The sequence below is a fragment of the Halosimplex aquaticum genome (assembly GCF_028747785.1).
GTDB classification, from domain to species: domain Archaea; phylum Halobacteriota; class Halobacteria; order Halobacteriales; family Haloarculaceae; genus Halosimplex; species Halosimplex aquaticum.
The window spans coordinates 3,439,705-3,461,440 of sequence record NZ_CP118158.1 but is presented as its reverse complement, the minus strand read 5'-3'; the positions used below and the strand labels follow the sequence as shown (position 1 = coordinate 3,461,440).

Here is a 21,736-nt window from a genome sequence, read left to right as displayed (position 1 = left end):
GCCGGTAACTGATTCAGAGAGGCAGCATGGAACGACAACAACTGTAGAAATCGACAATACGATATTAGATAAATGAACTGGAAGATACGCAGGATCGGTCAGGCCGTGTTTACCGCCCTGACGGTGTTGACCCTCTCGTTCGTGATGATACGGATGATGCCCGGCAATCCGGTCGACGCCTTCGTCGCCCGAGTCGGTCCCCAGCTCGAGAACCCCCAGGAGGCCTACGAGCGCGCGGAGATGTACATGAACGTCAACCCGCAGGAGCCGATGCACGTCGCCTACGTGAACTACATGGTGGACATGGTTCAGGGCGACATGGGCCGCTCGATGAGCCAGAACGCGCCGGTCGCCGATATCATGGCCGAGGCCATCCCGTGGACGCTGTTCGTCATGAGTTGGGCGGTTTTCCTCGGCTTCACAGTCGGCATCGCGCTGGGCGCGCTCATGGCCTACTGGGAGGGGAGCAAGTTCGACAGCGCGCTCACCGGCTACGCCACCACCATCACGTCGATCCCCTTCTACGTGCTCGCGCTCTTCCTGTTGATGACGCTGGGCTACAAATTCGGGTGGTTCCCGACGAGCGGTCGCCGACCCGAGGGCGTCGTCGTCGGGTTCAACTTGCCGTTCATGATGGGCATCATCTACCACGCGACGCTGCCCGTCCTCTCGATGTTCGTCGCGTCGGGCGCGGCCTCACTGACGATGCGCGGGAACAGCGTCCGCGTGCTCGGCGAGGACTATCTCCGCGTCGCCCGGCTACGCGGCCTCTCCGACCGGACGATCGCCATTCGATACGTCGCCCGAAACGCGATCCTCCCGATGTACACCGGACTGATGATCTCGATCGGCACGATGTTCGGCGGCGCGGTCGTCCTCGAGGAGATATTCTCCTACAGGGGGATGGGGTATTACATGATCCAGGCCGTGCGAGCGCGCGACTACCCGCTGATGATGGGCACGTTCACGGTCATCACCATCGCGGTCGTGATCGCGCTGTTGATCGCCGACCTGACCTACGGGAAAATCGATCCCCGTGCGGGAGGTGAAGACCGTGAAGCGTTCTGACGACCCCGGAGAGCGAGCGGGGGATTCGATCGACGAGTTCGTTCCGGCCCGTCCGGACGAGTCGAGCCGCGACGGCCCGGCAGACGACGACGCTGCCGGGGAAGTCCGGAGCGACGGAGGGACCGTCGGATCGGAGTCGCCGTTCGAGACGACCTCGTCCATCCAGGAGACCCGCGGTGACCGGATCAAGCGGTTCTTCGACGAGTTCGTCCGTACCCCGTGGTCGATCCTGCGCGGCGACTGGCGAGCGCTGGTCGGATTCACGATCGTCAGCATCTACGTGTTGGTCGGGACTGTCGGCGTCTCCCTGGTGGAGACGACGTCTCCCGCAGACGGGCCGAAGTTGGTCGGCGCGTTCCAGAACGGGGAGTTCCCGCTCGGGACGACGTCGGCGGGGAAGGACATCCTCTCGCTGACGGTCCACTCGACGCCGTCGATCCTCATCATGATGGCCTCGGGCGCCGTGTTCACGGTGGTCGTCGGGACCGCGTTCGGCGTCGTTACCGGCTACAAAGGGGGCCTCGTCGACACCGTGCTCAGCACGATCACCGACGTGTTCATCAACATCCCCGGGCTCCCCCTCGTGATCGTCCTGGCGACGCTCCTCGAAGAGTGGATCAACAACCCGGTCACGCTCGGCGTGCTGCTGGCGATCGCGGCGTGGGCGGGGCTCGCCCGGGCGATCCGATCGCAGGTGCTGACGATCCGCAGCGAGTCGTTCGTCGAGTCGGCTCGTGCGATGGACCTGTCGACCCGGTGGATCCTCTCGCGGGAGATCGTCCCCCACCTGATGCCGTACATCGTAGTGAACATGGTGAACGCGGCCCGGCGGACTATCTTCGCGGCCGTCGCGCTGTACTTCCTGGGCGTCCTGCCGTTCTCGGACGCCAACTGGGGCGTCATGCTGAACAACGCCTACAGCGCCGGTGCGCTCTATCGACCATCGGCCTACCACTGGCTGCTCGTCCCGATGGTCGCCATCTCTGGCATCGCGCTGGGGCTCATCCTGCTCGCGCAGTCGCTGGACCGGGTGTTCAACCCGCGGGTCAGAGCCCGACATCAGGATTCCGACGACGGCGAGCGGCTCGAACCGGACACCACGGACGACGCAAGCGACATGATGAACGTATGAGACTGATTCGACCACTGACGACGGCGATTCGCGGCGACCGCACCGAGAGACGAGCCCCCGTACCGGAGGCGTTCGAATGACGCTCTCGCAGTCCGACGCACGCGCCGCCCGGACGGCGGACGACGTCGTCATCGAGTTGCGAGACGCGTCCGTCGAGTACCGGATGGACCGCGGGACGTCGAGGGTCCTCAACGAGGTGGACTTCGAGGTCCGGCGCGACGAGATCGTCGGCGTCATCGGGGAGTCGGGGTCGGGGAAGTCGATGTTCGCGTCGGCGATGCTCGACGCGGTCCCGGAGCCGGGCGTCACGACCGGCGAGGTGATCTACCGGCCCGAGGACGGCGACCCCGTCTCCGTCACCGACCTCTCGAAGGAGGAGCTCCGGCGGTTCCGCTGGGAAGAGGTCTCGATGGTGTTCCAGGGCGCGATGAGCTCGTTCAATCCGGTCATGACGATCCGGACGCACTTCGTCGAGACGCTCAGCGCCCACGACTACGACGTCGACCGCGGGATCGAGCGGGCGCGAGAGCTGCTCGCCGACCTCTACCTCGATCCCGACCGGATGCTCGACTCGTACCCGCACGAACTCTCCGGCGGGATGAAACAGCGCGTGCTCATCGCGCTGTCGCTCGTCCTCGAACCGGAAGTGCTCGTGATGGACGAGCCGACGGCGGCGCTCGACCTGTTGATGCAGCGGTCGATCGTCTCGCTGCTCGAGGAGATAAAGGAGAAACACGACCTCACGATCGTGTTCATCACCCACGACCTGCCGCTGGTCGCCGACCTCGCGAACAGGCTGGCGGTCCTCTACGCCTTCGAGTTCGCGGAGATCGGTCCCTCCGGGGACATCCTGGAGGACCCCGCTCACCCCTACACGCGGGCGCTGTTGAACGCGACGCCCAACCTCTCGGCGCCGCTTGACGAGATGCGACCGATCGAGGGCGAGAGCCCGGACCCGGTGAACATCCCCGAGGGGTGCTCGTACCATCCCCGCTGTCCGCTGGCCGACGAGCAGTGCGTCGAGACCGATCCCGGCCCCTACGACGCGGGCCCGGACCACGACGTCCACTGTCACCACTGGGAGCAGTCTGTCGAGGACCTCGACGTCGCCTTCGCCGAGTCGGAGGAGCGGGCGTTCACCAGCGCGGCCGAGAAGGCGGCCGACGAGCCGCTGGTGTCCCTCTCCGACGTCGAGGTCACGTTCGGCTCCGAGAACGACGGGTGGCTGGACTTCGGCGAGGACGAGACGGTCTCGGCCGTCGACGGCGTCTCGCTGGACGTCTACGAGAACGACGTCCTCGTACTCGTCGGCGAGTCGGGCTGCGGCAAGACGACGCTCGGAAAGACCGCCGTCGGCCTCCAGCGACCGACAGCGGGCACGGTCGAGTACCGACAGCGGGACATCTGGGAGGGGAGCGGCAACACGAGTTCGCTCGCCGACGAGGAGATGCGCCGCGCGCTCCAGATCGTCCACCAGGACCCCGGGAGCTCGCTGAACTCCCACCAGCGCGTCCGGACGATCCTCGAACAGCCGCTGAAGCGCTGGCACCCCGAACTCGACGGCAACGACCGCCACGAGCGGATACTCGGTATGCTGGAGTACGTCGGCATCACCCCTCCAGAGGACTACGTCGAGCGGTATCCTCACCAGCTCTCCGGCGGCGAGAAACAGCGGATCGCGCTCATCCGCACGATGCTGATCAACCCCGATCTCATCCTCGCGGACGAGGCCGTCAGCGCACTCGACGTGAGCCTGCGCGTCGGGATGATGGACCTCATGATCGAACTGCAGGACGCCATCGACACGTCGTTCCTGTTCATCAGCCACGACCTCTCGAACGCGCGGTACCTCGCCGAGAAGACGGGTGGCCGGATCGGCGTCATGTACCTCGGGAAACTCGTCGAGGTCGGATCCGCCGAGCGGATCATCCAGAATCCCCAGCACCCGTACACGAAGGCGCTGCGCTGGGCGACGCCCGAACTGGGCGAAGACGAGGTGCGGGAGGAAGCGCCGATCCGGACGATCGACATCCCCGACGCGCAGGACCCGCCGTCGGGCTGTCGGTACCACACCCGCTGTCCCGAAGCGCGGGAGACCTGTGCGACCGAGTCCCCGGAGTTCGTCGACGTCGGCGACGAGTCGCAGATCCAGCGGAGCGCCTGCTTCCGCGCGCTCGACGACCACCCCTACTGGGAGAGCGACCCGATCACCGAGGGCTCGTAGCCCGGCCCTCGGGTCAGACCATCCGGTACACTTCGTCCATCCAGATGTCGCCGTCGTCGCCTTCGAGGATGCCGTCCATCACCTCGTCCCAGTCGGCCTGAGCCTCGCTCGACTCCATGACCTCCTCGATGGCCTCGGGGTTCTCGAGCTCCATGAACCCGAAGACGTGGCCGTCCTCCTCGAAGACGGAGTAGGTCTCGAGCCCGGCGTCGGAGTCGAGATAGGCCCGCTCCAGGGCCTCGGGGACGTTCTCGTGTTCCTCCCGGTACGCGTCTCGCTGGCCGTCCTCGATAGTGAGGTGGAACGCGATTCGCTCCATGTACACCACCGCGCCCGACTCCCGCATAATATTTTGGGCGCCGACAGCTGTACAGCAGTCAGTACAGCCCGCAGAGTAAACGATTGCAGTGGCGCGCGCTGGCGCGAGTTTCATCTCGCGACAGTAGTCGCGCGAGGGATGACTGAGCGAGCGCAGCGAGCGAAGGAATCGGCTGGGGAGGTTCGAGGTGCGGTGCTGTGCTGGGTGGCCGCGGTGCTGTCCCTGGCGGACTGAAAGGGCGAGGCGGGCTCGCGGTGAGCGAAGCGAACGGAATCGTCTGAGCGGGCCCTATTCGAGTGAGCGGAGCGAGCGAGAATATCCCGCTCAGCGACCGCGAGCGCGCCGAGGGCTTTCAATGCCTGCTGGCTCCTGCGGTCGTGCCCGGTTCACTTTCCTTGACGACACACCCACCAGCAGTAACCGATACTGAACAACCACGACGCCGAAACAGCACAACAGGTAAGTGACCGCCACGCACAGCATCGGGCGTAGCAATGAAATTCGGTATTTTCCCGATAGAGGGCGGTGACACCTGGGAGGGTGTCGTCGAGCAGTGCCAGGTCGCCGAGGACGTCGGTTTCGAGACGTGCTGGGTCAACGACCACCAGGCGACCGAGGGCGACAACTACTGGCCGTCGCCGCTGACGCGCCTCACCAGTATCGCCCAGGGCACGGAAGAACTCGAACTCGTCACCTCCGTGCTCATCCTGCCGCTGTACCACCCGCTGCACGTCGCCCAGCGCGCGGCGATGCTCGACAACATCTCCGACGGTCGCCTGACGCTCGGTGTCGGCCTGGGCTACGTCGAGGAAGAGTTCGAGGCCTTTGGCGTGCCGATGGACGAGCGGGCGGGCCGGATGATCGAGGGCATCCAGTTCATCGACGAGTTCCTCTCTTCGGAAGAACCGATCTCCTACGAGTGTCCGTTCTTCGAGGTCGAAGACTGGCAGCCGCTGCCCAAAACCATCCAGGAACCCCGTCCGAGCCTCTGGATCGGCGGGTGGGGTCCCAAGCAGATCCGCCGGTCGGTGCAGTTCTCCGACGCGTGGGTGCCCGGCGTCGTCGCCGACCTCGACATCGTCGAGGACCGCAAGAACCAGCAGCGCGACCACGTCGAAGACACCGACCAGGACTGGGAGTCGATGGACCACCCGCTCATGCGCGAGGCGGTCATCGCCGAGACCGAAGAAGAAGTCATGGAGCGCAAAGAGTACCTCCACACCACCTACGTCGACGAATACGGTGGCGAGTTCTCCCACCCGCTGATGACCGCAGACAGCGTCGAAGACTTCGAAGAACTCGCCGACAACCGCTTCATCTACGGCACGCCCGAGCAGATCGTCGAACAGATCGAAGCCATGCAAGAGCGCTTCGAACTCAACCAGCTCGCCCTGCGATTCCACCACTCGGGCATGCCCAAAGACCTCGTCGAAGACCAGATCCGCCTCTTCGGCGACGAGGTCATCCCCGAGTTCAACTGACCGCCGGGAACGCAGGCACCGACCCTTCACGGGATGCGACAGGTCCGTTCTCTTCGATGCGCTCGGTGGCCGACGGACTTCCCGGCTTCGAGTCATTGCCGACCGCTCTCACACCGCACTCGCCGGCTTTATTATTCGGTACGGGAAACGAGGGAGCGAGATGGCAGACGCGAGCCCACCGACAGGTCTGCGTACAGCGTACGCCGTCGATCCGATCGGGATCGGCGAGCGCGAACCGACGCTCCGCTGGCGAGCCCCGGCAGACCGTCGGGGCGCGAGCCAGACCGGGTTCCGCGTGCTCGTCGCGACGAGTCCGGACCGGCTCACGCCCGATCGGGCGGACGTCTGGGACACCGGGAAACGGCTGAGCGAGCGGCCCGCGGTCAGGTACGACGGGCCGGCGCTCGACGCCGGCGAGGCCTACCACTGGACGGTCCGCGTCTGGGACGACCGCGAGGAGGCCAGCGCGTGGAGCGAGCCGGCCTCCTTCGAGACGGCGCTATTCGACGAGGACGACTGGGCGGCCTCGTGGATCCGCCGGCCGACCGACGGGTTCGAGCGCGGGGAGTTCTCCTACGTCCGCCGCGAGTTCGAACTCGACGGCGAGGTCGAACGGGCGCGAGCGTACGTCTCCGCCAGCCACCAGTACGCGCTCTCGGTCAACGGCGAGGCGGTCGACCGCGGCCAGTCCTTTTCGTACCCCGACTTCCAGTACTACAAGACCGTCGCGCTGGACGACGCGCTCTCGGCGGGCGACAACGCCGTCGGCGCGCTCTACAACTGGAACGGCGAGGGGCAGGGTCGCCCCGAGGCGGAACCGGGGTTCATCGCCCAACTTGTCGTCGAGTTCGCCGACGGGCGCGAACGAGTGATCACGACCGACGGCGAGTGGCAGACGCGCCCGGCCGAGTGGGTGAGCGCGCCGCTGCGGAACGAGGAGATCGCCGAGCCGGTCGAGACGATCGACGGCCGCGTCGCCCCGCGGGGGTGGGACGAAGCCGGGTTCGACGACGCCGCGTGGGAACCCGCAGAAGTCGTCGGCGCCCACCCGACCGACCCGTGGGAGCGCCTCGTCGCGCAGGACCGCGAGCGCGTCCGCCACCGCGTCGACCCCGAGTCGGTCGAGCGCGTCGACGATGACACCTACGTCGTCGACTTCGGCAAGGTGTACGCGGGCGTCCCGAACGTCAGGTTCGAGAACGGGAACGACGGCCACCGCGTGAACCTGCTCGCCGGTTACCGCCTGACCGCCGACGGACGCGTCGACGACACGGAGGGGACCCAGTGGACCGACATGCGCTACGAGTACCTCCAGCGCGAGGGCGCACAGACGTTCCGGCCGTTCAACTACCTCGGGATCCGCTACCTGCAGATCGAGGACCCCGGCGAGGCCCTCGACGCCGACCAGATATCGCTCGTCGCGACGCACAACGAGGTCCCGGACGCGAACGCGGGCACCTTCGAGTGCGACGACGAGACGGTCGAGGCCGTGTTCGAACTGGCACGTCACTCCGCGCTGTACGGGAGCCAGGAGCAGTTCGTCGACACGCCCACGCGGGAGAAGGGGCAGTTCCTCGCCGACGCGTTCAACGTCTCGGCGGTGACGACCCGGGCCTTCCGCGAGCGCCGGCTGAGTCGGCAGGCGATCCGGGAGTTCCTGCGCTCGCACTACCGCTACTGGGCGCCCGAGGGGCGGTTCAATGCCGTCTATCCCAACGGCGACGGCAAGCGCGACATCCCCGATTTCACCGTCACGTTCCCCCAGTGGCTCCACGAGTACTACCGCGAGAGCGACGACCGCGCGACGCTCGAACGCGCCTACCCCGCCGTCCGCGCCGTCGCCGACTACGTCGTCGAGCACGTCGACGATGAGACCGGGCTGGTGGCCAACCTCTCCGGCGGCGAGGGCGGTCCCTACCACGAGGGCATCGTCGACTGGCCGCCGGAGATGCGCTACGGCTACGACCGCGACTGGCCCGCCCGCACGACGGTGAACGTCCTCTGCGCCAACGCGCTCGCTCGGGCGGCCGACATCGCCGCCGAACTCGACCGCCCCGACGCCGAGCGGGCGTACTACGACGAGAACCGCGCGGCCATCGAGACTGGCATCGACGACCACCTCCGCGACGGCGACCGCTACGTGGACGGTGCCGACCCCAGCGCCGGAGACGACCAGATCGGCGAAGACGAGGTCAGCGACGCACTCCCGGCCAGCGACCACAGTTCCCAGCACGCCAACGCGCTGCCGCTCGCGACCGGGCTGGTGCCCGACGAGCGGGTCGACGACGTGGCCGAGCGCGTCGCCGCAGGTGGCATGCGGATGGGGCCGATGATGGTCCGCTGGCTGCTCGACGCGCTCGACCGGACCGACCGCCCGGCAACGATGGTCGATCTCGTGACCGACGCCGACGCGGACGGCTGGGCGAACATCCTCGACGTCGGCGGCACGTTCACCTGGGAGACCTGGCACTGCCGCACGCTCGAACCGGCCGACGAGCGCCACAACCGCAGCGAGTCACACGCGATGGGCGCGACCGTCCTGACCTCCATCCAGCGGACGCTACTGGGCGTCCGTGTCACGTCGCCGGGGGCTGGGACCCTGGAAATCGCGCCGCCCGCCGACGGACTCGACGAGGCCAGCGGTCGCGTCCCGACCGAGCGCGGCCCCGTCGCTGTCGACTGGGAGCGCGACGGCGACGCGTTCGCGCTCGACGTGACCGTGCCCTGGAACGCGACGGCGACAGTCGTCCTGCCGGGCGAGCGACAGCCCGATGCCGTAACCGAGGGCGAGACGCCGCTCCTCCGCGTCGACGGGCCGGTCGCGGACCTGCCCGAGGGCATCGAGTCGGTCGAACTCGGAGAGGACGGCGTCGCGGTCGAAGTCGGCGCGGGATCGTACAGTTTCGAGCGGCGCGGATAGCGTCGATATCGGGAGAATCGTCGCGGTATCGAACTCGACCGGGACTCAGTTTTCGCCGCTCGCCTCGTCCGGTGGCCCGTACGTCCCCGGATGGTACCGACCCATCTCCAGTTGCTCGAAGGGGATCTCCAGCAGCGAGTCGCCGTCGAGGTACTCGGTCGCGCCGTGCTCGCGGAGCCACTGGACGGCGGCGCGGCGACAGCGCTCGACCACCTCCGGTTCGTCGTCGGCGCGGTCGACCGTCTCGCGGGGGTCAGCGTCGAGGTCGAACAGTTGCTCGCGGCCGCCGTTCACCGCGTAGACGTACTTCCAGTCGCCCTCGCGGACCATGCACGTGAGGTTGTGCGGGAGGGAAAACAGGCTCGTCTCGCGCGGGGTCTCGTGGGCGCCGAACAGCCGCTCGCGCGGTTCGGCCTCGCCCGTCAGCGCGCCGAGGACGTCGGACCCGTCGCGCAGGTCCGGATCGCCGGCGGCGGTCGTCGCGATGCCGAACACGTCGGTCAGCGAGACGAGCCCGTCGTACGTCTCGCCGGCGGGAAGGCGCTCGGGCCAACTGACGAGGAACGGGACGCGGGCCGACTCCTCGAAGAAGGAGCTCTTCCCCCAGCCGTGGTGGTCGCCGAGGAGTTCGCCGTGGTCGGAGACGAAGCAGATCAGGGTGTTCTCGGCGTCGTCGCGCGCCTCGACGGCGTCGAGCACCCGACCGATCTCCCGGTCGAGTTGCGTCACGAGGCCGTAGTAGTGGGCGCGGGCGATCCCGATCGTGGACTCCCCGGTGTCGTCCTCGCGGCTCTTCCAGAAGTGGTAGTTCTGGGCCGGGATCTTCTCGTCGACGTGGTCGAGGTCGCGGTCCTCGCGTATCGGTTCGGGCATGTCGTCGGGGTCGTAGTAGTCGTCGAACGGCGGCGAGGGGTTCCACGCGGGGTGGGGCTTCGAGAAGGAGACGAAGCCGAAGAACGGGTCGTCGGTGTCGCGCTCGATCTCCGCCACGGCCTCGTCGGCGATCCACGACATCCTGCGGTCGTCGGGGGGGAGCGAGCAGGACTGCGGGAGGAAGTTCATCGCGGCCAGTCGCCCGGTGTCCTCCGCGGCGTCGGCGCCCGGTTCGGCGGCGTAGTCGTCGCCAGTCAATCGGGTGTCGTAGCCGAGGTCGATGCCGCTGGGATGGGCGTGAAACTTGCCGATGCCGAATGTCCGATACCCCCTGTTCCCCATCGCTCGGGCCAGGAAGGCGCCGTGTTCGGCTTCGAGGTGTTCGGCGGACCGCTTGTCGTTGCCCAGGAAGCCGGTCGCGACGGGGTCCCGGCCCGTCCGGACGTTGTGTCGGGCGGGGACGCAGATCGGCGCGCTGCTGTAGGCGTTCGTGCAGGAGACGCCGCGGTCGGCGAGGCGGTCGAGGTTGGGCGTGTGGACGTGGTCGTGTCCGAGCGCGGCGATCGTATCGTAGCGCTGCTGGTCCGTCATCACGACGAGGACGTTCGGCTGGTCGGCAGGCATCGACTCCCGGTTCGCCGCCGCCCCCTTTCAAGATTGCCCGATCTGCGCGGCGACTGCTGGCGGACGACCGGCGAACGTCGTCCAGCAGTAAGTGTTAATAATATATCGTTTCTAAATAGATCATAAATATTTATCAATCGAGGAGTGTGTGATAACTATCCGCAGCCATGACACACGATGGCTCACCACAGAGTGGCAACGACAGTGGTATCGACGGCGAACGATCGAAATCGGCCGACGGGGCGCGGTCGGACGGTGCGCGCGACCGGCCCGCGGAGGCGGGCGATGGAGCCGGTCCGAGCGTCACGCGGCGGCGCGCGCTGAGCGTCGCGGGCTCGTCGCTGGTCGCGGGCGCGCTGGGGAGTTTCGTCGGCACCGCGTCGGCGAGCAGTCACAACGCGGTCGTGTACAACGGCGGCGCCGGGTTCGTGGCCGAGAACGTCGACAGCGGGACTGTCGTCTACGACGGCACCGACTTCATCGCGGCCATCCAGGCCGCGGTCGACAGCCTCACCGCCGGTCGGACGAGCAAGGAGAAGGTCCGCGTCGACGCGACGGGTGACACCGGGACGGCGTCGAGCACGAAGGCGGTCGACCTGCCGAGCTACACGATCCTCGACGTGCCGGGCAACATCAACGTCAACGACAGCGGGGAGCCGTGGATCATCCCCGCTCGCGCCCAGAGCGTCAACGACGTCGAGATCCAGCGGTTCAACGTCAGCGGCAATCCCCGATACGGGATCCGGATCTCCCACTGCGACGGCGTGATCCTCGACGACATCAACATGAGCCTCTCCAGCGGCCTCGGCATCCGCATCGACGGCCGCGACGGGGCCGACACGACGAACGTCACGCTCAACTCCGCGAACGTCAGCGGGTCGGGCACCCACGCCGTCGAGACCTACGGCGTCGACACCATCGACATCGGCACGGTCACCGCGACGGACAGCGGCGGCTGTGGCCTGTTGCTCAACGACACCGCCAACGCGACGGTCGACTTCGTCGACGCGACCCGCTGCGACCAGGGCGGCGGCTACGCCGGGTTCCGCTGCGCCAACGACGCCGGACCGAACATCACGGTCAACCGCGTCGACGCGGTCGACTGCGGCCGGGGCATCTTCACCGTCTCGGGGTCCAGCGGCATCGAGATCTACGACGTCTACCTCGACGGCAACGGCGGCAACCTCGTACAGGACACCCGCGACACGACGATCAGCGGCGGGACCATCACGAACACCGGGAGTTCCGGCATCAGGCTGGACTCCCGGGACAGCGACACCCACCCGTACACGCGCAACGTCACAGTCGAGAACCTCACCATCGAGAACAACGCCGGGTGGGGCGTCTACGAGACCGGGCCGGACACCGAGAGCAACGCGATCCTCAACAACGAGATCTGCGGGAACGACTCCGGCGCGGTCGAGACCTACGCGTCGAACACCACCGTCAGCGGAAACACCTACTGCAGCGGGGGCGGCGGTGGCGCCATCAGCGACGGCACCTACCGGATCACCAACGAGAACAGCGGCAAGCTCCTCGAAGTCGCGAGCGCGGGCACGGCCGCCGGCGACAACGTCCAGCAGTGGAGCGACAACGGCGGCACGCACCAGCAGTGGGACGTGACGGAGAACGGCGACGGGACGTACACCCTCACGAACGTCAACAGCGGCCTCCTGCTAGAGGTGGCGGGCGCCGGGACGGCCGACGGCGACAACGTCCAGCAGTACAGCGACACCGGCCACGCCTGCCAGGACTGGAACATCGTCGACAACGGCGACGGCACCTACCGCCTCGAAAACGCCCACAGCGGCAAGGTCGCGGACGTCGACGGCGCCTCGACCAGCGACGGCGCCAACGTCCTCCAGTGGTCATGGAACAGCGGCGCGAACCAGAAGTGGACCTTCGACTCCGTCTGATCCGCCGCGGTAGTCCGAGGTCGTAACCAGCCCGGTCCCCGTCTCCTTGCGACGTACTGGAGGTTGTGCTATCACTACACATGGAAAGAATTAACAATCATTGATTATTAACGAGGATTGCATGACAGACAGTCATGACAGCATCAAAATCAACAGGAGAAACGTGTTGAAAGCGATCGGCGCGGGGACGCTCGCGGCGGGCGGTGTGTTCGGGACGAGCGGTTCGGTGACGGCCGACCCGAGTTCGGAGCACTACCACAACCCGGTCGGGCCCGTCGGGTTCGGCGACGTCTCGATCATCGAAGACGGTGGGACTTACTACGCCTACGGGACGGAGACGCCGAACGACATCATTCCGATCGCGGAGTCGTCGGACATGGTCGAGTGGTCGTACATCGGGGCGGCGCTCTCGCAGACGCCCGGCTGGCACCCCACGGAGTCGGACCCGGGCTGCTGGGCGCCCGACATCCGCTATCACGACGGCCAGTATCACCTCTACTACTCCCTGTCGGTCTGGGGGAGCGACAACGCCGGCATCGGCCTCGCCACGTCGGACACGCCGGACGGGCCCTTCACCGACCAGGGACCGGTGATCCAGAGCAGCGACCTCGACCTGACGAACTGCATCGACGCGGACACGGTGATCGTCGACGGCCAGCCGTGGATGGTCTGGGGGAGCTACGAGGGCATCTACGCCGTCCAGCTGAACGACGCGATGGACGACATCGTCCCCGGCACCGAGTTCCACATGGCCGGTGACTCGATCGAAGGGCCGGTGATGCTCCAGGCCAACGGGTACTGGTACCTGATCTACTCGTCGGGGCAGTGCTGTGAGGGCTACGACAGCACCTACCGCCTCGAATGCGGCCGCGCGACGTCGTTCACGGGGCCGTACTACAACCAGAACGGGACGGACCTGCGGGACCTCTCGGGCTCACACGACGGCGTCCCGATTCTGGAGGGCAACAGCGAGTTCACCGGACCGGGCCACAACGACGTCTTCTGGGGCCCCCACGGGGACCTGTGGTGTTTCTACCACGTGGAGGCGACCGCCGACGACGAGACGCGCTACATGATGATGGACCGCATCGAGTGGGACGACAACGACTGGCCGGTCATCGCCTGCAACGGCGAACCCAGCAGCCAGGCGCCCGTCCCCGGCCAGCCGTCCGGTTGCGACAGCGGCGGCAGCAGCGGCGCCATCAGCGACGGCACCTACCACATCGCGAACGTCAACAGCGGCAAACTGATGGAGGTCGCCAGCGCGGGCACGGCCGACGGCGACAACGTCCAGCAGTACGCCGACACCGGCCACGCCTGCCAGGACTGGAACGTCACGTCGAACGGCGACGGGACCTACACCCTCACGAACGTCAACAGCGGCAAGCTCCTCGAAGTGGCCAGCGCGGGGACCGCCGACGGCGATAACATCCAGCAGTACGCAGACACCGGCCACGCCTGCCAGGACTGGACCATCGAGGACGCCGGGAGCGGTCAGTACCGACTCGTCAACGCCAACAGCGGCAAGGTCGCCGAGGTCGCCAGCGCGGGCACGGCCGACGGCGACAACGTCCAGCAGTGGGCGGACAACGGAGGAAACCACCAGCTCTGGACGTTCACCTCGGTGTAAGGGTTCGGTACGACGAATGCGGCACCGGTGGGACGAGCGGTGCGGTCGACCTCAGAAGACCGCGTACCCGCCGTCCGCGTAGAGCAGGTGACCGGTCACGTACGAGGCGTCCTCGCTGGCGAGGAAGAGGTACGGGCCGGCGACCTCCGCGGGCGCCGCGCGACCCATCGGCGCCGACTTGTCGATGGACGGCACCTCGGTCTCGGACTCGCCGGTGTCACCCGACCCGATGCCGGTGTCGACCGGTCCGGGCGCGACGGCGTTGACGCGGACGCCGTGTTCGGCGAGTTCGAGCGCGGCGACGCGCGTGAGCATCATCACCGCGCCCTTCGACGCGTCGTACATCGCGTGGCCGGGCTGGGCGAGTTCGGAGCTGATCGAGGCGGTGTTGACGATCGACCCCGGTTCGCCGCGGTCGATCATGTCCCGGGCGGCCGCCTGCATCCCGGCGAAGGCGCCGCGGGCGTTGACGCCGTAGACGCGGTCGAACGTCTCGGGGTCGGCGTCGAGCAGCGGCGCGCCGCGGTAGATGCCGGCGTTGTTGACCATCACGTCGACCCCGCCGAACTCGCGGGCGGCCTCGACGACCAACGCGATCTCCCCCGGGTCGGAGACGTCCGTCTCGACGAAGGTCGCCTGACCCCCGGCTTCGCGGATCGCTTCGTGCGTCGGCGCGTCGGCCCGCTTCGGTTCCTCGCGCACGTCCGCGACGACGACCGTCGCGCCGGCCGCGCCGAACCGCTCCGCTACCGCACGGCCGATCCCGGAACTCCCGCCGGTTACGATCACCGTCTCGTCCGCGTAGTCGTAGCTGACTGCGCCCATAGCCTCCACTCCACGGCTCGCCGCATCAAACTGACGGCGCAACCGATCCGCAACAGATCTGTCCGTAGCGCGGGCGTATCCGCATCGTTACGCTGAGTGAACAATAATTATAAATATGTAGTATCCGACCCGGATTGTGATGCGCGATAGCAACAGTCACGGCACACCGAGTAGCGACGCCGACGGGCTAACGATGACGCGACGGGTGGCGATGACCCTGTTGGGCGCCGGGACGCTCGCGGGGGCCAGCGGCATCGCAGCCGCTCAGGAGGGCGACGGGAACGGGAACGAACCCACCCGCAAGTGGAATCAGGACGTCGACGCCCAGGACCACGACCTGCGGAACGTCGGGGGACTCGACGCCGGGGGAGCGACGCTCGGGAACGTCAGGACGGCCGCGCGGGACGCGGACGTGTTGGTCTGGCAGGGCCCCGACGGGACCTACCACGCCGACGGCGTCGACGAGACGGTCCACAGCGGTGACGACTTCACCGCGACAGTTCAGGCGGCCCTCGACAGTCTCACCGACGGCCGGACGACCAAGGAGAAGGTCGTCGTCGCCTGCTCGGGGACGATGGGGCCCCACGAGTGGGACGGCGACGTGCTCGCCATCGACATCCCGAGTTACACCATCGTCGACTTCCGGGGGACGATCCACGTCGAGGACGAGGGCGAGGCGCTGATCCGCCCGCTTCGGGCGCTGAACGCCGAGGAGATCGAGATCCCGCGGGTCGCGATCAGCGGCAACTTCCGGTCGGCGGTCTGGTTCCGGAGCGTCTCGAACGTCCGGTTCGGGCACGTCGACATCCGGACGCCCGAAGACAGCGTCATCAGCGCCACCGGCGGCGGCGTCCGCATCGACGGGTTCGCCGAGGGGCGCGGCGACGACACGATCCGCACGACGGACGTCCAGGTCGACACCGCCTACTTCGAGAACGTCCAGGGCCACGCCTTCGAGACCTACGCCGTCGACCGGATCCAGATCGGCCAGGTCATCGCCAACGGCGGCGGACAGTGCGGCGTCCTCCTGAACGACACGAGCGACGCCACCGTGAACGCGGTCGTCGGGAAGGACCTGGACGTCGGCGGCGGGTACGCCGCCTTCCGCCTCGCCAACGGCTGCGAGGACGTCACCTGCGGACAGGTCGTCGCGCGCAACTGCGCCCGCGGCGTGTTCACGGTGTCGGCCTCGTCGAACGCGACCATCAACGGCGTCAACATCGTCGGGACCACCTCCCACGGCATCCTGATCCAGGACGGCGAGAACGTCACCGTCGACGGCGGCCTCGTGAAGAACACCGGCGCGGAGGGCGTCCGCATCGACTCGCGGTCGTCCCCCCAACACCCGCCGGCGGAGGGGGTCTCCGTGTCGAACCTGCGCGTCGTCGACGACCGCGACGACCCGCAGATGCCCTACGCGATCAGCGTCACGGAAGGGCCTCGCGACGGTCGCGACACCAACAACGTCCGCGTAGTGAACAACGACGTGCGGAACTCGGGGGCAGAGGGCGCGATCAACGTCGAACCGTCGAGCGTCGTCGTGCGCGACAACGTCGGCGACGGCGTGGCGTCGGGCACGGTCACGCTCTCGTCGGGGAGCGACCCCGCCGCTCGCGTCGAGAACGTCACGACGCAGGGGCAGGCGACGCTCGACCTGCGCGCGAAGGTGTTCGACCCGCCCGGAACGGCGTTCGCCTACGACCACCGCTTCGAGTACAACGGGTCGGGCTGGGACGTCGTCGTCGAGTGGGTCGAAGACCCCGGGGAGGACCTCGCCCTCGACTACGTGGTCGACCAACCCCAGGCCCTCGTCGGCCGCGACCCCGCCAGCGGCGGCGGGGACGACGGCGGTGGCGGTGACGACGGTGGCGAGGTGTCCTGGGACTACGACACCAGCCCCGGCGTCGTCGACGACTTCGAGGACGGCGGCATCGACGAGTACGAGGGCGCGACCGGCGACTACGAGGTCAACCAGACCAGTCCGGTCCCCTCGGGGAGCTACCGGCTGGAGGGGTCGGGCGGCGAGAACTCGAAGCTCCTGGCGGCGGACCTCGACCGCATGCCCGCCGAGGGGACGAAGTTCTCCGCGAAGATCGGCGCCACGAGCGACGCCCAGAACGCCGGCGTCGCCTTCGGGAGCGCGAAGTCGCTCGACGCCGACTCCGCGTTCCCCTTCCACTTCGCCCGCCTGTGGAAGAGCGGCGAGGACGACTGGCGGTTCCAGGTCTGGCAGCGCAACGGGACTCAGGTGATCGAGCAGTCCGTCGGCGCGGTCACGCTCGGCGAGTTCTACGAAGTCGTCATCGACTGGGCCGACGGCGAACTGACTGCAACGCTGAACGATCCGGACGGGAACGAGGTCGCCACGGGGACGACCTCCTTCGAGACCGACTACACCGAGGGCGGCGTCGGAACCCGCGGCACGGGGCTCCTCGACGAGATCCGCATCCTCGAAGACAACACCTGATCGCGGTCGAGAACGGGACCGGGACCGCGTTCGGGTGATCCCCGATCCGAACCGGTCGCATCGATCGTCGGCGTATTTTCCCACGGGACGGGTCGTTCGAATCGGTCGAGAGCCGCATTTCCGAACGCACGGACCGGCTGCGAGTTCAGTACGCGTGCGAGAACGGGACCGACGGGAGGGTCGTCGTCGATTGCGGGACGCGGGTGGTGACGGAAGGCGGTGGCGCGCCGCTCAGTCCGCGAGGACCGCCTCGCGGTCGAGTTCGTAGCCGTCGAGCACCGACGCGCCGTCGAGGTCGTAGGCGTCGAGGTAGTCGCGCTCGATGGCGACGAGGTCGGCGAACAGATCCTGTGCGGTGTCGCGCTGGACGGTGACGAGCGGTTCGTTGAGGAACGCCTGGAACGCCAGGTCGAGGTCGCCGGCGAACCCGGCCTCGATCAGCGTCTCCTGGTTGTGGATCGCTCGCGTGACCATGCTGCGGACCTGCCGGGGGAGCGTGCCCGCGTTGACGGGCGAGATGTCGTCGCCGGTGACCAGGGCGTTCGTCTCGACGACGGCGCCGTCGGGCAGGTCGGGGCACTGCCCGCGGTTCGGGAAGTTAACGTGGGTCTTCATCGGCTCGATGCCCAGCAGCGCCCGCATGATGTCGACGACCTCCTCGCCAGACTCCGAGAGGTGGAACTCGCCCTCGTCGTCGCGGAACTTGTCCATCTTCGCCGGCGCCTCGCCGTCGCTCCGGCGAGCGGAACTGGGCGTCAGGCGGATCCCCCACCGTTCGACCTCGGCGGGGGTATCCACGTCGAGGTACCACGGGACGAACTCCGCGAGGTGGCGGTCGCCGGCGGCGGCGAACACGCCGAAGCGGTCGTACAGGTCGAAGGCGACCTGGTCGTGGTTGCTCCAGTAGGACTCGTCCGCCAGTTCGCCGGGCTCGAAGCCGGGGAACGGCTTGTGCCGTTCGAGTTCGTCGTCCAGATACTGGAAGACGTCGTGGCCGCGCCAGCGCACCTCGTCGATCCACGTGAAGTGGTTGATCCCCTTCACGTTCACGGCGATCTCCGACCCCGAGACGTCCTCGGCGGCGTCGATGTGCCGTTCGGCCACGTCCGCGAGCATGTGCTGGACGTGGGTCACCTCGTGGCAGAGGCCGATGGCGTTGATGTCGGGGTACTCCTCGTAGAGCGTCCGCGTGCAGACGGTCATCGGGTTGGTGTAGTTGAACACCCACGCGTCGGGGCACTGCTCGCGGACGGTCGCCGCGATCTCGCGGTACTGCGGGACCGAGCGCAGCGACCGGAAGGCGCCCCCGGGACCGACCGTGTCGGCGACGGTCTGGTAGATGCCGTACTCCTGTGGCACGTCGATGTCGTGGACGAAGGTCTCCTCCGGGGGGTCCTGCGTGGAGCAGACGACGAAGTCCGCGCCGGCGAGCGCGTCGTCCATCTCGCGATGGGCTTCGAACGTCCACTCGCCGGGCACGCCCGGCCGGTCCATCACGTCGTTGGCCAGCTCGGCGTTCTCGACCGCGCCCTCGTAGTTCACGTCGTACAGAGCGACGGTGCCCGAGACGTCTTCGCACTGCGCGAGGTCGTTGATCAGCGTCAGCGCCCAGCCCTGGCTGCCGCCGCCGACGTACCCGATGCGCACGCCGGTCGCCGCGCCGTCGACTGGTGGCTCCGCTTGCAGCGAATGCATGTGTCTCACCCAGCGCCTCGCTACCCAAAATACCTACCGTTCACGGCGGATCGCGCCGTCACCTGCGGAGCCGCCGTCGCGGGACGGCTCCCGGGGAACCGGCCGGTCGCGGCGCGGCCGCCCCCGGATCCGTAAGACGCAAGCGATCGGCCCCAGAATCGGGGAGTCGTGCTACGAACTGCCATCATCGGGACCGGCGGCATCGGGACCCACCTCGCCCGGGAAGTGCGCGAGCACCCGGACGGGCGGGTCGCGGCCGCCGTCGACGTGAACGAGGAAGCGCTCGACGAACTCGCGGCCGAACACGACCTCGACGAGTCGGTCCTGTACACCGACGAGGCCGAGATGTACGAGGAGACGGGCCTGGACGCGGTGATCATCGCGACGCCGCCGGCGTTCCACGACGACCAGATCCACGAGGCGTTCGACCGCGGCCTGCACGTCCTCTGCGAGAAGCCGGTCGTGATCGAACAGGAGGCCGCCGAGCGGCTCCGCGACCGGGTCGCCGACTCCGATCTCGTGTTCATGGCCGGCTACCAGCGCCACCTCAACCCCGGCTTCGTCGCCGCCTACGACCGATATCACGAGGAGGGGCAGGAGCCGACGTTCATGACGGGCGAGCTGACCCAGGACTGGACCGGACACTTCGAACGCGGGACGAACTGGCGGGTCAAACCCGAGATCGGCGGGCGAGGGCACCTCTTCAGCGTCGGGACCCACGTCGTCGAGTCGGTGCTGTGGCTGTCAGGGCTGACGCCCGCGGCGGTCAGCGCGGAGATGGACTTCTACGACGACGAGCAGTACATCGACACGAAGTCCTCGCTGACGGTCCGCTTCGAGAACGGCGCGGTCGCGAGCTTCGCCGACTCCGCCGTCGCCTCGGCGACGCGCGAGCACATCCACGTCTGGGACGACGAGGGCGCGATGTACCTGGAGGGCACCGGCTGGGGCCGGCGGGAACTCACCGTCGTCGAGCCCGGCGGCGACGAGCGGGTCCCGGACCTGGCCTACGACGAGGCGCCGAGCAAGTTCGCCGCCTTCGCCGAGGCGATAGAGAACGGGGAACAGCCGCCCGCGACCGCCGAGGACGTCCTGGTCGTGACGGCGCTGCTCGACGCCGCCTACGAGAGCGCGCGGACCGGCGAACGGGTCGCGGTCGACCTGGATTGACGAGCCGGTCACGGAACTGCCCGAACTTGCACGAAGCGGGAGACCGACGGCGGCGACTCGACCGGAAACGGACCGACCACACCGGCCTCCTGGCCAGTACCTTTATTTATCGAAAGCCCCACCTGTCAGTGTCGAAGTCGAGAGGGATCTATTAGGCTATGAAGCAAATCGTCCAGACGGGCCCCGCGTCCGTCGAAGTTCAGGAAGGAGAGAGACCGTCCCCCGGTCCAGCGGAAGTTCTCGTCCGAGTACACTCGGCAGGTATCTGTGGGAGCGACGCCCACGCTTACGAGTACGAGGGCGGGTACGACTGGATCGCCATGCCCCGCATCATGGGCCACGAGTACTCCGGCGAAGTCGTCGAGGTCGGCGACGAGGTGCGGAGTTTCGACCCGGGGGACCGCGTCGTCGAGGAACCGATCCACAACTGCGGGGAGTGTTTCCAGTGTCGCAACGGCGAGGAGAACATCTGCCAGAACTTCTCGATCACCGGTATGCACCGCGACGGCGCCTACGCCGAATTCACGGTGGTCGACCCCGAGTTCCTCCACGCGGTCCCTGACGACGTTTCTCTGGCCGATGCGGCGATCACGGAACCGCTGAGTATCGCCACGCGGGCAGTCTTGACCCGCTCGTCGATCAATCCCGGCGACGACGTGCTGGTCGAAGGACCGGGACCGATCGGCGTGTTCACCGCGGCGGTCGCCGATTCGCTCGGCGCGAACGTCCTCGTCTCCGGCCTCGACCAGGACGCCGCCGCCCGGCTCCCCCTCGTCGAATCGCTCGGCATCGACACGATCAACATCTCCGAGGCGGACCTCGAAACCCACGCGAACGTCAGAACGGACGACGTCGGCTTCGACGCCGTGTTCGACGCCAGCGGCCATTACACGGGCGTCGAGACCGGCGTCGAGGTCGTCCGCAAAGGCGGGGAAGTCGTCGTCGTCGGCATCCCGCGCGAACCCAGCGAGGTGTTGATGACGCCGGTCGTCCGCGGGGAGATCGACATCGTCAGTTCCTACGGGTCGGACTGGACGAACTTCGAGCAGGCGCTGCGGCTCATGGAAAACGGCGCGATCGACGCCGAGGCCGTCGTCGACGACTCCTTTTCCACGGCGGACCCCACCGCCGCCTTCGAAGCGTTCCTCAACTCCGAAGTCGTCAAGCCCGTCTTCCGCTTCACCGACGCCTGAGACGGTCAGCCGCCGACGTGCTATCTTTCCGGACGGTTCTGGACGCTCAGTCCCTGACACCGATAGACCCGGTCAGCGACGAATCCATGCCCGTCTCGTCTCGATGGCGTAACGGGCGCACTCTGCCATTGTAGTCCGACATTCGTTCGGTAATACCGGAATGGCATTTGGTCCGTAGTTTCGGCGGCCGGATATACCG

14 protein-coding genes are annotated in these 21,736 nt (G+C 67.6%); 10 read left to right on the top strand and 4 right to left on the bottom strand.

Features of this window, described 5'->3' with window-relative positions:
* The first annotated feature begins 72 nt into the window (after positions 1 to 72).
* From PSC72_RS17235 to PSC72_RS17225, 3 genes are all read left to right on the top strand, one after another.
* The gene (locus tag PSC72_RS17235) at positions 73 to 1,068 is read left to right on the top strand and encodes an ABC transporter permease (RefSeq protein ID WP_274322660.1); all 996 of its coding nucleotides are present in this window, start codon (positions 73 to 75) and stop codon (positions 1,066 to 1,068) included.
* A complete protein-coding gene (locus PSC72_RS17230; protein WP_274322659.1) occupies positions 1,055 to 2,200 on the top strand; it encodes an ABC transporter permease in 1,146 nt (381 codons plus the stop codon). The genes PSC72_RS17235 and PSC72_RS17230 overlap by 14 nt, the downstream gene beginning before the upstream one ends.
* A 76-nt stretch (positions 2,201 to 2,276) precedes the next feature.
* Positions 2,277 to 4,424 carry an ABC transporter ATP-binding protein gene (locus tag PSC72_RS17225; RefSeq protein WP_274322658.1) on the top strand — a complete coding sequence of 716 codons (2,148 nt, stop codon included), beginning with the start codon at positions 2,277 to 2,279 and terminating at the stop codon, positions 4,422 to 4,424.
* Positions 4,425 to 4,437: 13 nt separating this feature from the next.
* Here the strand turns inward: PSC72_RS17225 and PSC72_RS17220 are convergent, their stop codons facing one another.
* On the bottom strand, positions 4,438 to 4,743 hold the full coding sequence (locus PSC72_RS17220; RefSeq protein WP_274322657.1) for an L-rhamnose mutarotase: 306 nt from the start codon (positions 4,741 to 4,743) through the stop codon (positions 4,438 to 4,440).
* Positions 4,744 to 5,237: 494 nt separating this feature from the next.
* On the opposite strand from PSC72_RS17220, the gene PSC72_RS17215 reads away from it, so the two are divergent.
* Together PSC72_RS17215 and PSC72_RS17210 are read left to right on the top strand one after the other, a co-directional pair.
* On the top strand, positions 5,238 to 6,224 hold the full coding sequence (locus PSC72_RS17215) for an LLM class flavin-dependent oxidoreductase (protein ID WP_274322656.1): 987 nt from the start codon (positions 5,238 to 5,240) through the stop codon (positions 6,222 to 6,224).
* 160 nt (positions 6,225 to 6,384) lie between these two features.
* Positions 6,385 to 9,144 carry a family 78 glycoside hydrolase catalytic domain gene (locus PSC72_RS17210; protein WP_274322655.1) on the top strand — a complete coding sequence of 920 codons (2,760 nt, stop codon included), beginning with the start codon at positions 6,385 to 6,387 and terminating at the stop codon, positions 9,142 to 9,144.
* Between the two features lie 45 nt (positions 9,145 to 9,189).
* Here the strand turns inward: PSC72_RS17210 and PSC72_RS17205 are convergent, their stop codons facing one another.
* The gene (locus tag PSC72_RS17205) at positions 9,190 to 10,641 is read right to left on the bottom strand and encodes a sulfatase family protein (protein ID WP_274322654.1); all 1,452 of its coding nucleotides are present in this window, start codon (positions 10,639 to 10,641) and stop codon (positions 9,190 to 9,192) included.
* A 167-nt stretch (positions 10,642 to 10,808) separates the two neighbouring features.
* Between PSC72_RS17205 and PSC72_RS17200 the strand changes: the two genes are divergently transcribed.
* Together PSC72_RS17200 and PSC72_RS17195 are read left to right on the top strand one after the other, a co-directional pair.
* Positions 10,809 to 12,557 carry an RICIN domain-containing protein gene (locus PSC72_RS17200; RefSeq protein ID WP_274322653.1) on the top strand — a complete coding sequence of 583 codons (1,749 nt, stop codon included), beginning with the start codon at positions 10,809 to 10,811 and terminating at the stop codon, positions 12,555 to 12,557.
* A 121-nt stretch (positions 12,558 to 12,678) separates the two neighbouring features.
* Positions 12,679 to 14,187 (top strand): family 43 glycosylhydrolase, encoded by a 1,509-nt coding sequence (locus PSC72_RS17195; protein ID WP_274322652.1) that lies wholly within the window; start codon positions 12,679 to 12,681, stop codon positions 14,185 to 14,187.
* Between the two features lie 51 nt (positions 14,188 to 14,238).
* Here the strand turns inward: PSC72_RS17195 and PSC72_RS17190 are convergent, their stop codons facing one another.
* The gene (locus tag PSC72_RS17190; RefSeq protein ID WP_274322651.1) at positions 14,239 to 15,012 is read right to left on the bottom strand and encodes an SDR family NAD(P)-dependent oxidoreductase; all 774 of its coding nucleotides are present in this window, start codon (positions 15,010 to 15,012) and stop codon (positions 14,239 to 14,241) included.
* A gap of 139 nt (positions 15,013 to 15,151) precedes the next feature.
* On the opposite strand from PSC72_RS17190, the gene PSC72_RS17185 reads away from it, so the two are divergent.
* The gene (locus PSC72_RS17185) at positions 15,152 to 17,479 is read left to right on the top strand and encodes a right-handed parallel beta-helix repeat-containing protein (protein ID WP_274322650.1); all 2,328 of its coding nucleotides are present in this window, start codon (positions 15,152 to 15,154) and stop codon (positions 17,477 to 17,479) included.
* A gap of 231 nt (positions 17,480 to 17,710) precedes the next feature.
* Here the strand turns inward: PSC72_RS17185 and PSC72_RS17180 are convergent, their stop codons facing one another.
* Complete coding sequence (locus PSC72_RS17180) at positions 17,711 to 19,174, bottom strand: family 4 glycosyl hydrolase (protein WP_274322649.1); 1,464 nt, start codon at positions 19,172 to 19,174, stop codon at positions 17,711 to 17,713.
* Between the two features lie 168 nt (positions 19,175 to 19,342).
* Between PSC72_RS17180 and PSC72_RS17175 the strand changes: the two genes are divergently transcribed.
* Together PSC72_RS17175 and PSC72_RS17170 are read left to right on the top strand one after the other, a co-directional pair.
* Complete coding sequence (locus PSC72_RS17175) at positions 19,343 to 20,344, top strand: Gfo/Idh/MocA family protein (RefSeq protein WP_274322648.1); 1,002 nt, start codon at positions 19,343 to 19,345, stop codon at positions 20,342 to 20,344.
* 158 nt (positions 20,345 to 20,502) lie between these two features.
* Positions 20,503 to 21,537 carry a zinc-dependent alcohol dehydrogenase gene (locus PSC72_RS17170; RefSeq protein WP_274322647.1) on the top strand — a complete coding sequence of 345 codons (1,035 nt, stop codon included), beginning with the start codon at positions 20,503 to 20,505 and terminating at the stop codon, positions 21,535 to 21,537.
* Positions 21,538 to 21,736: the final 199 nt, after the last annotated feature.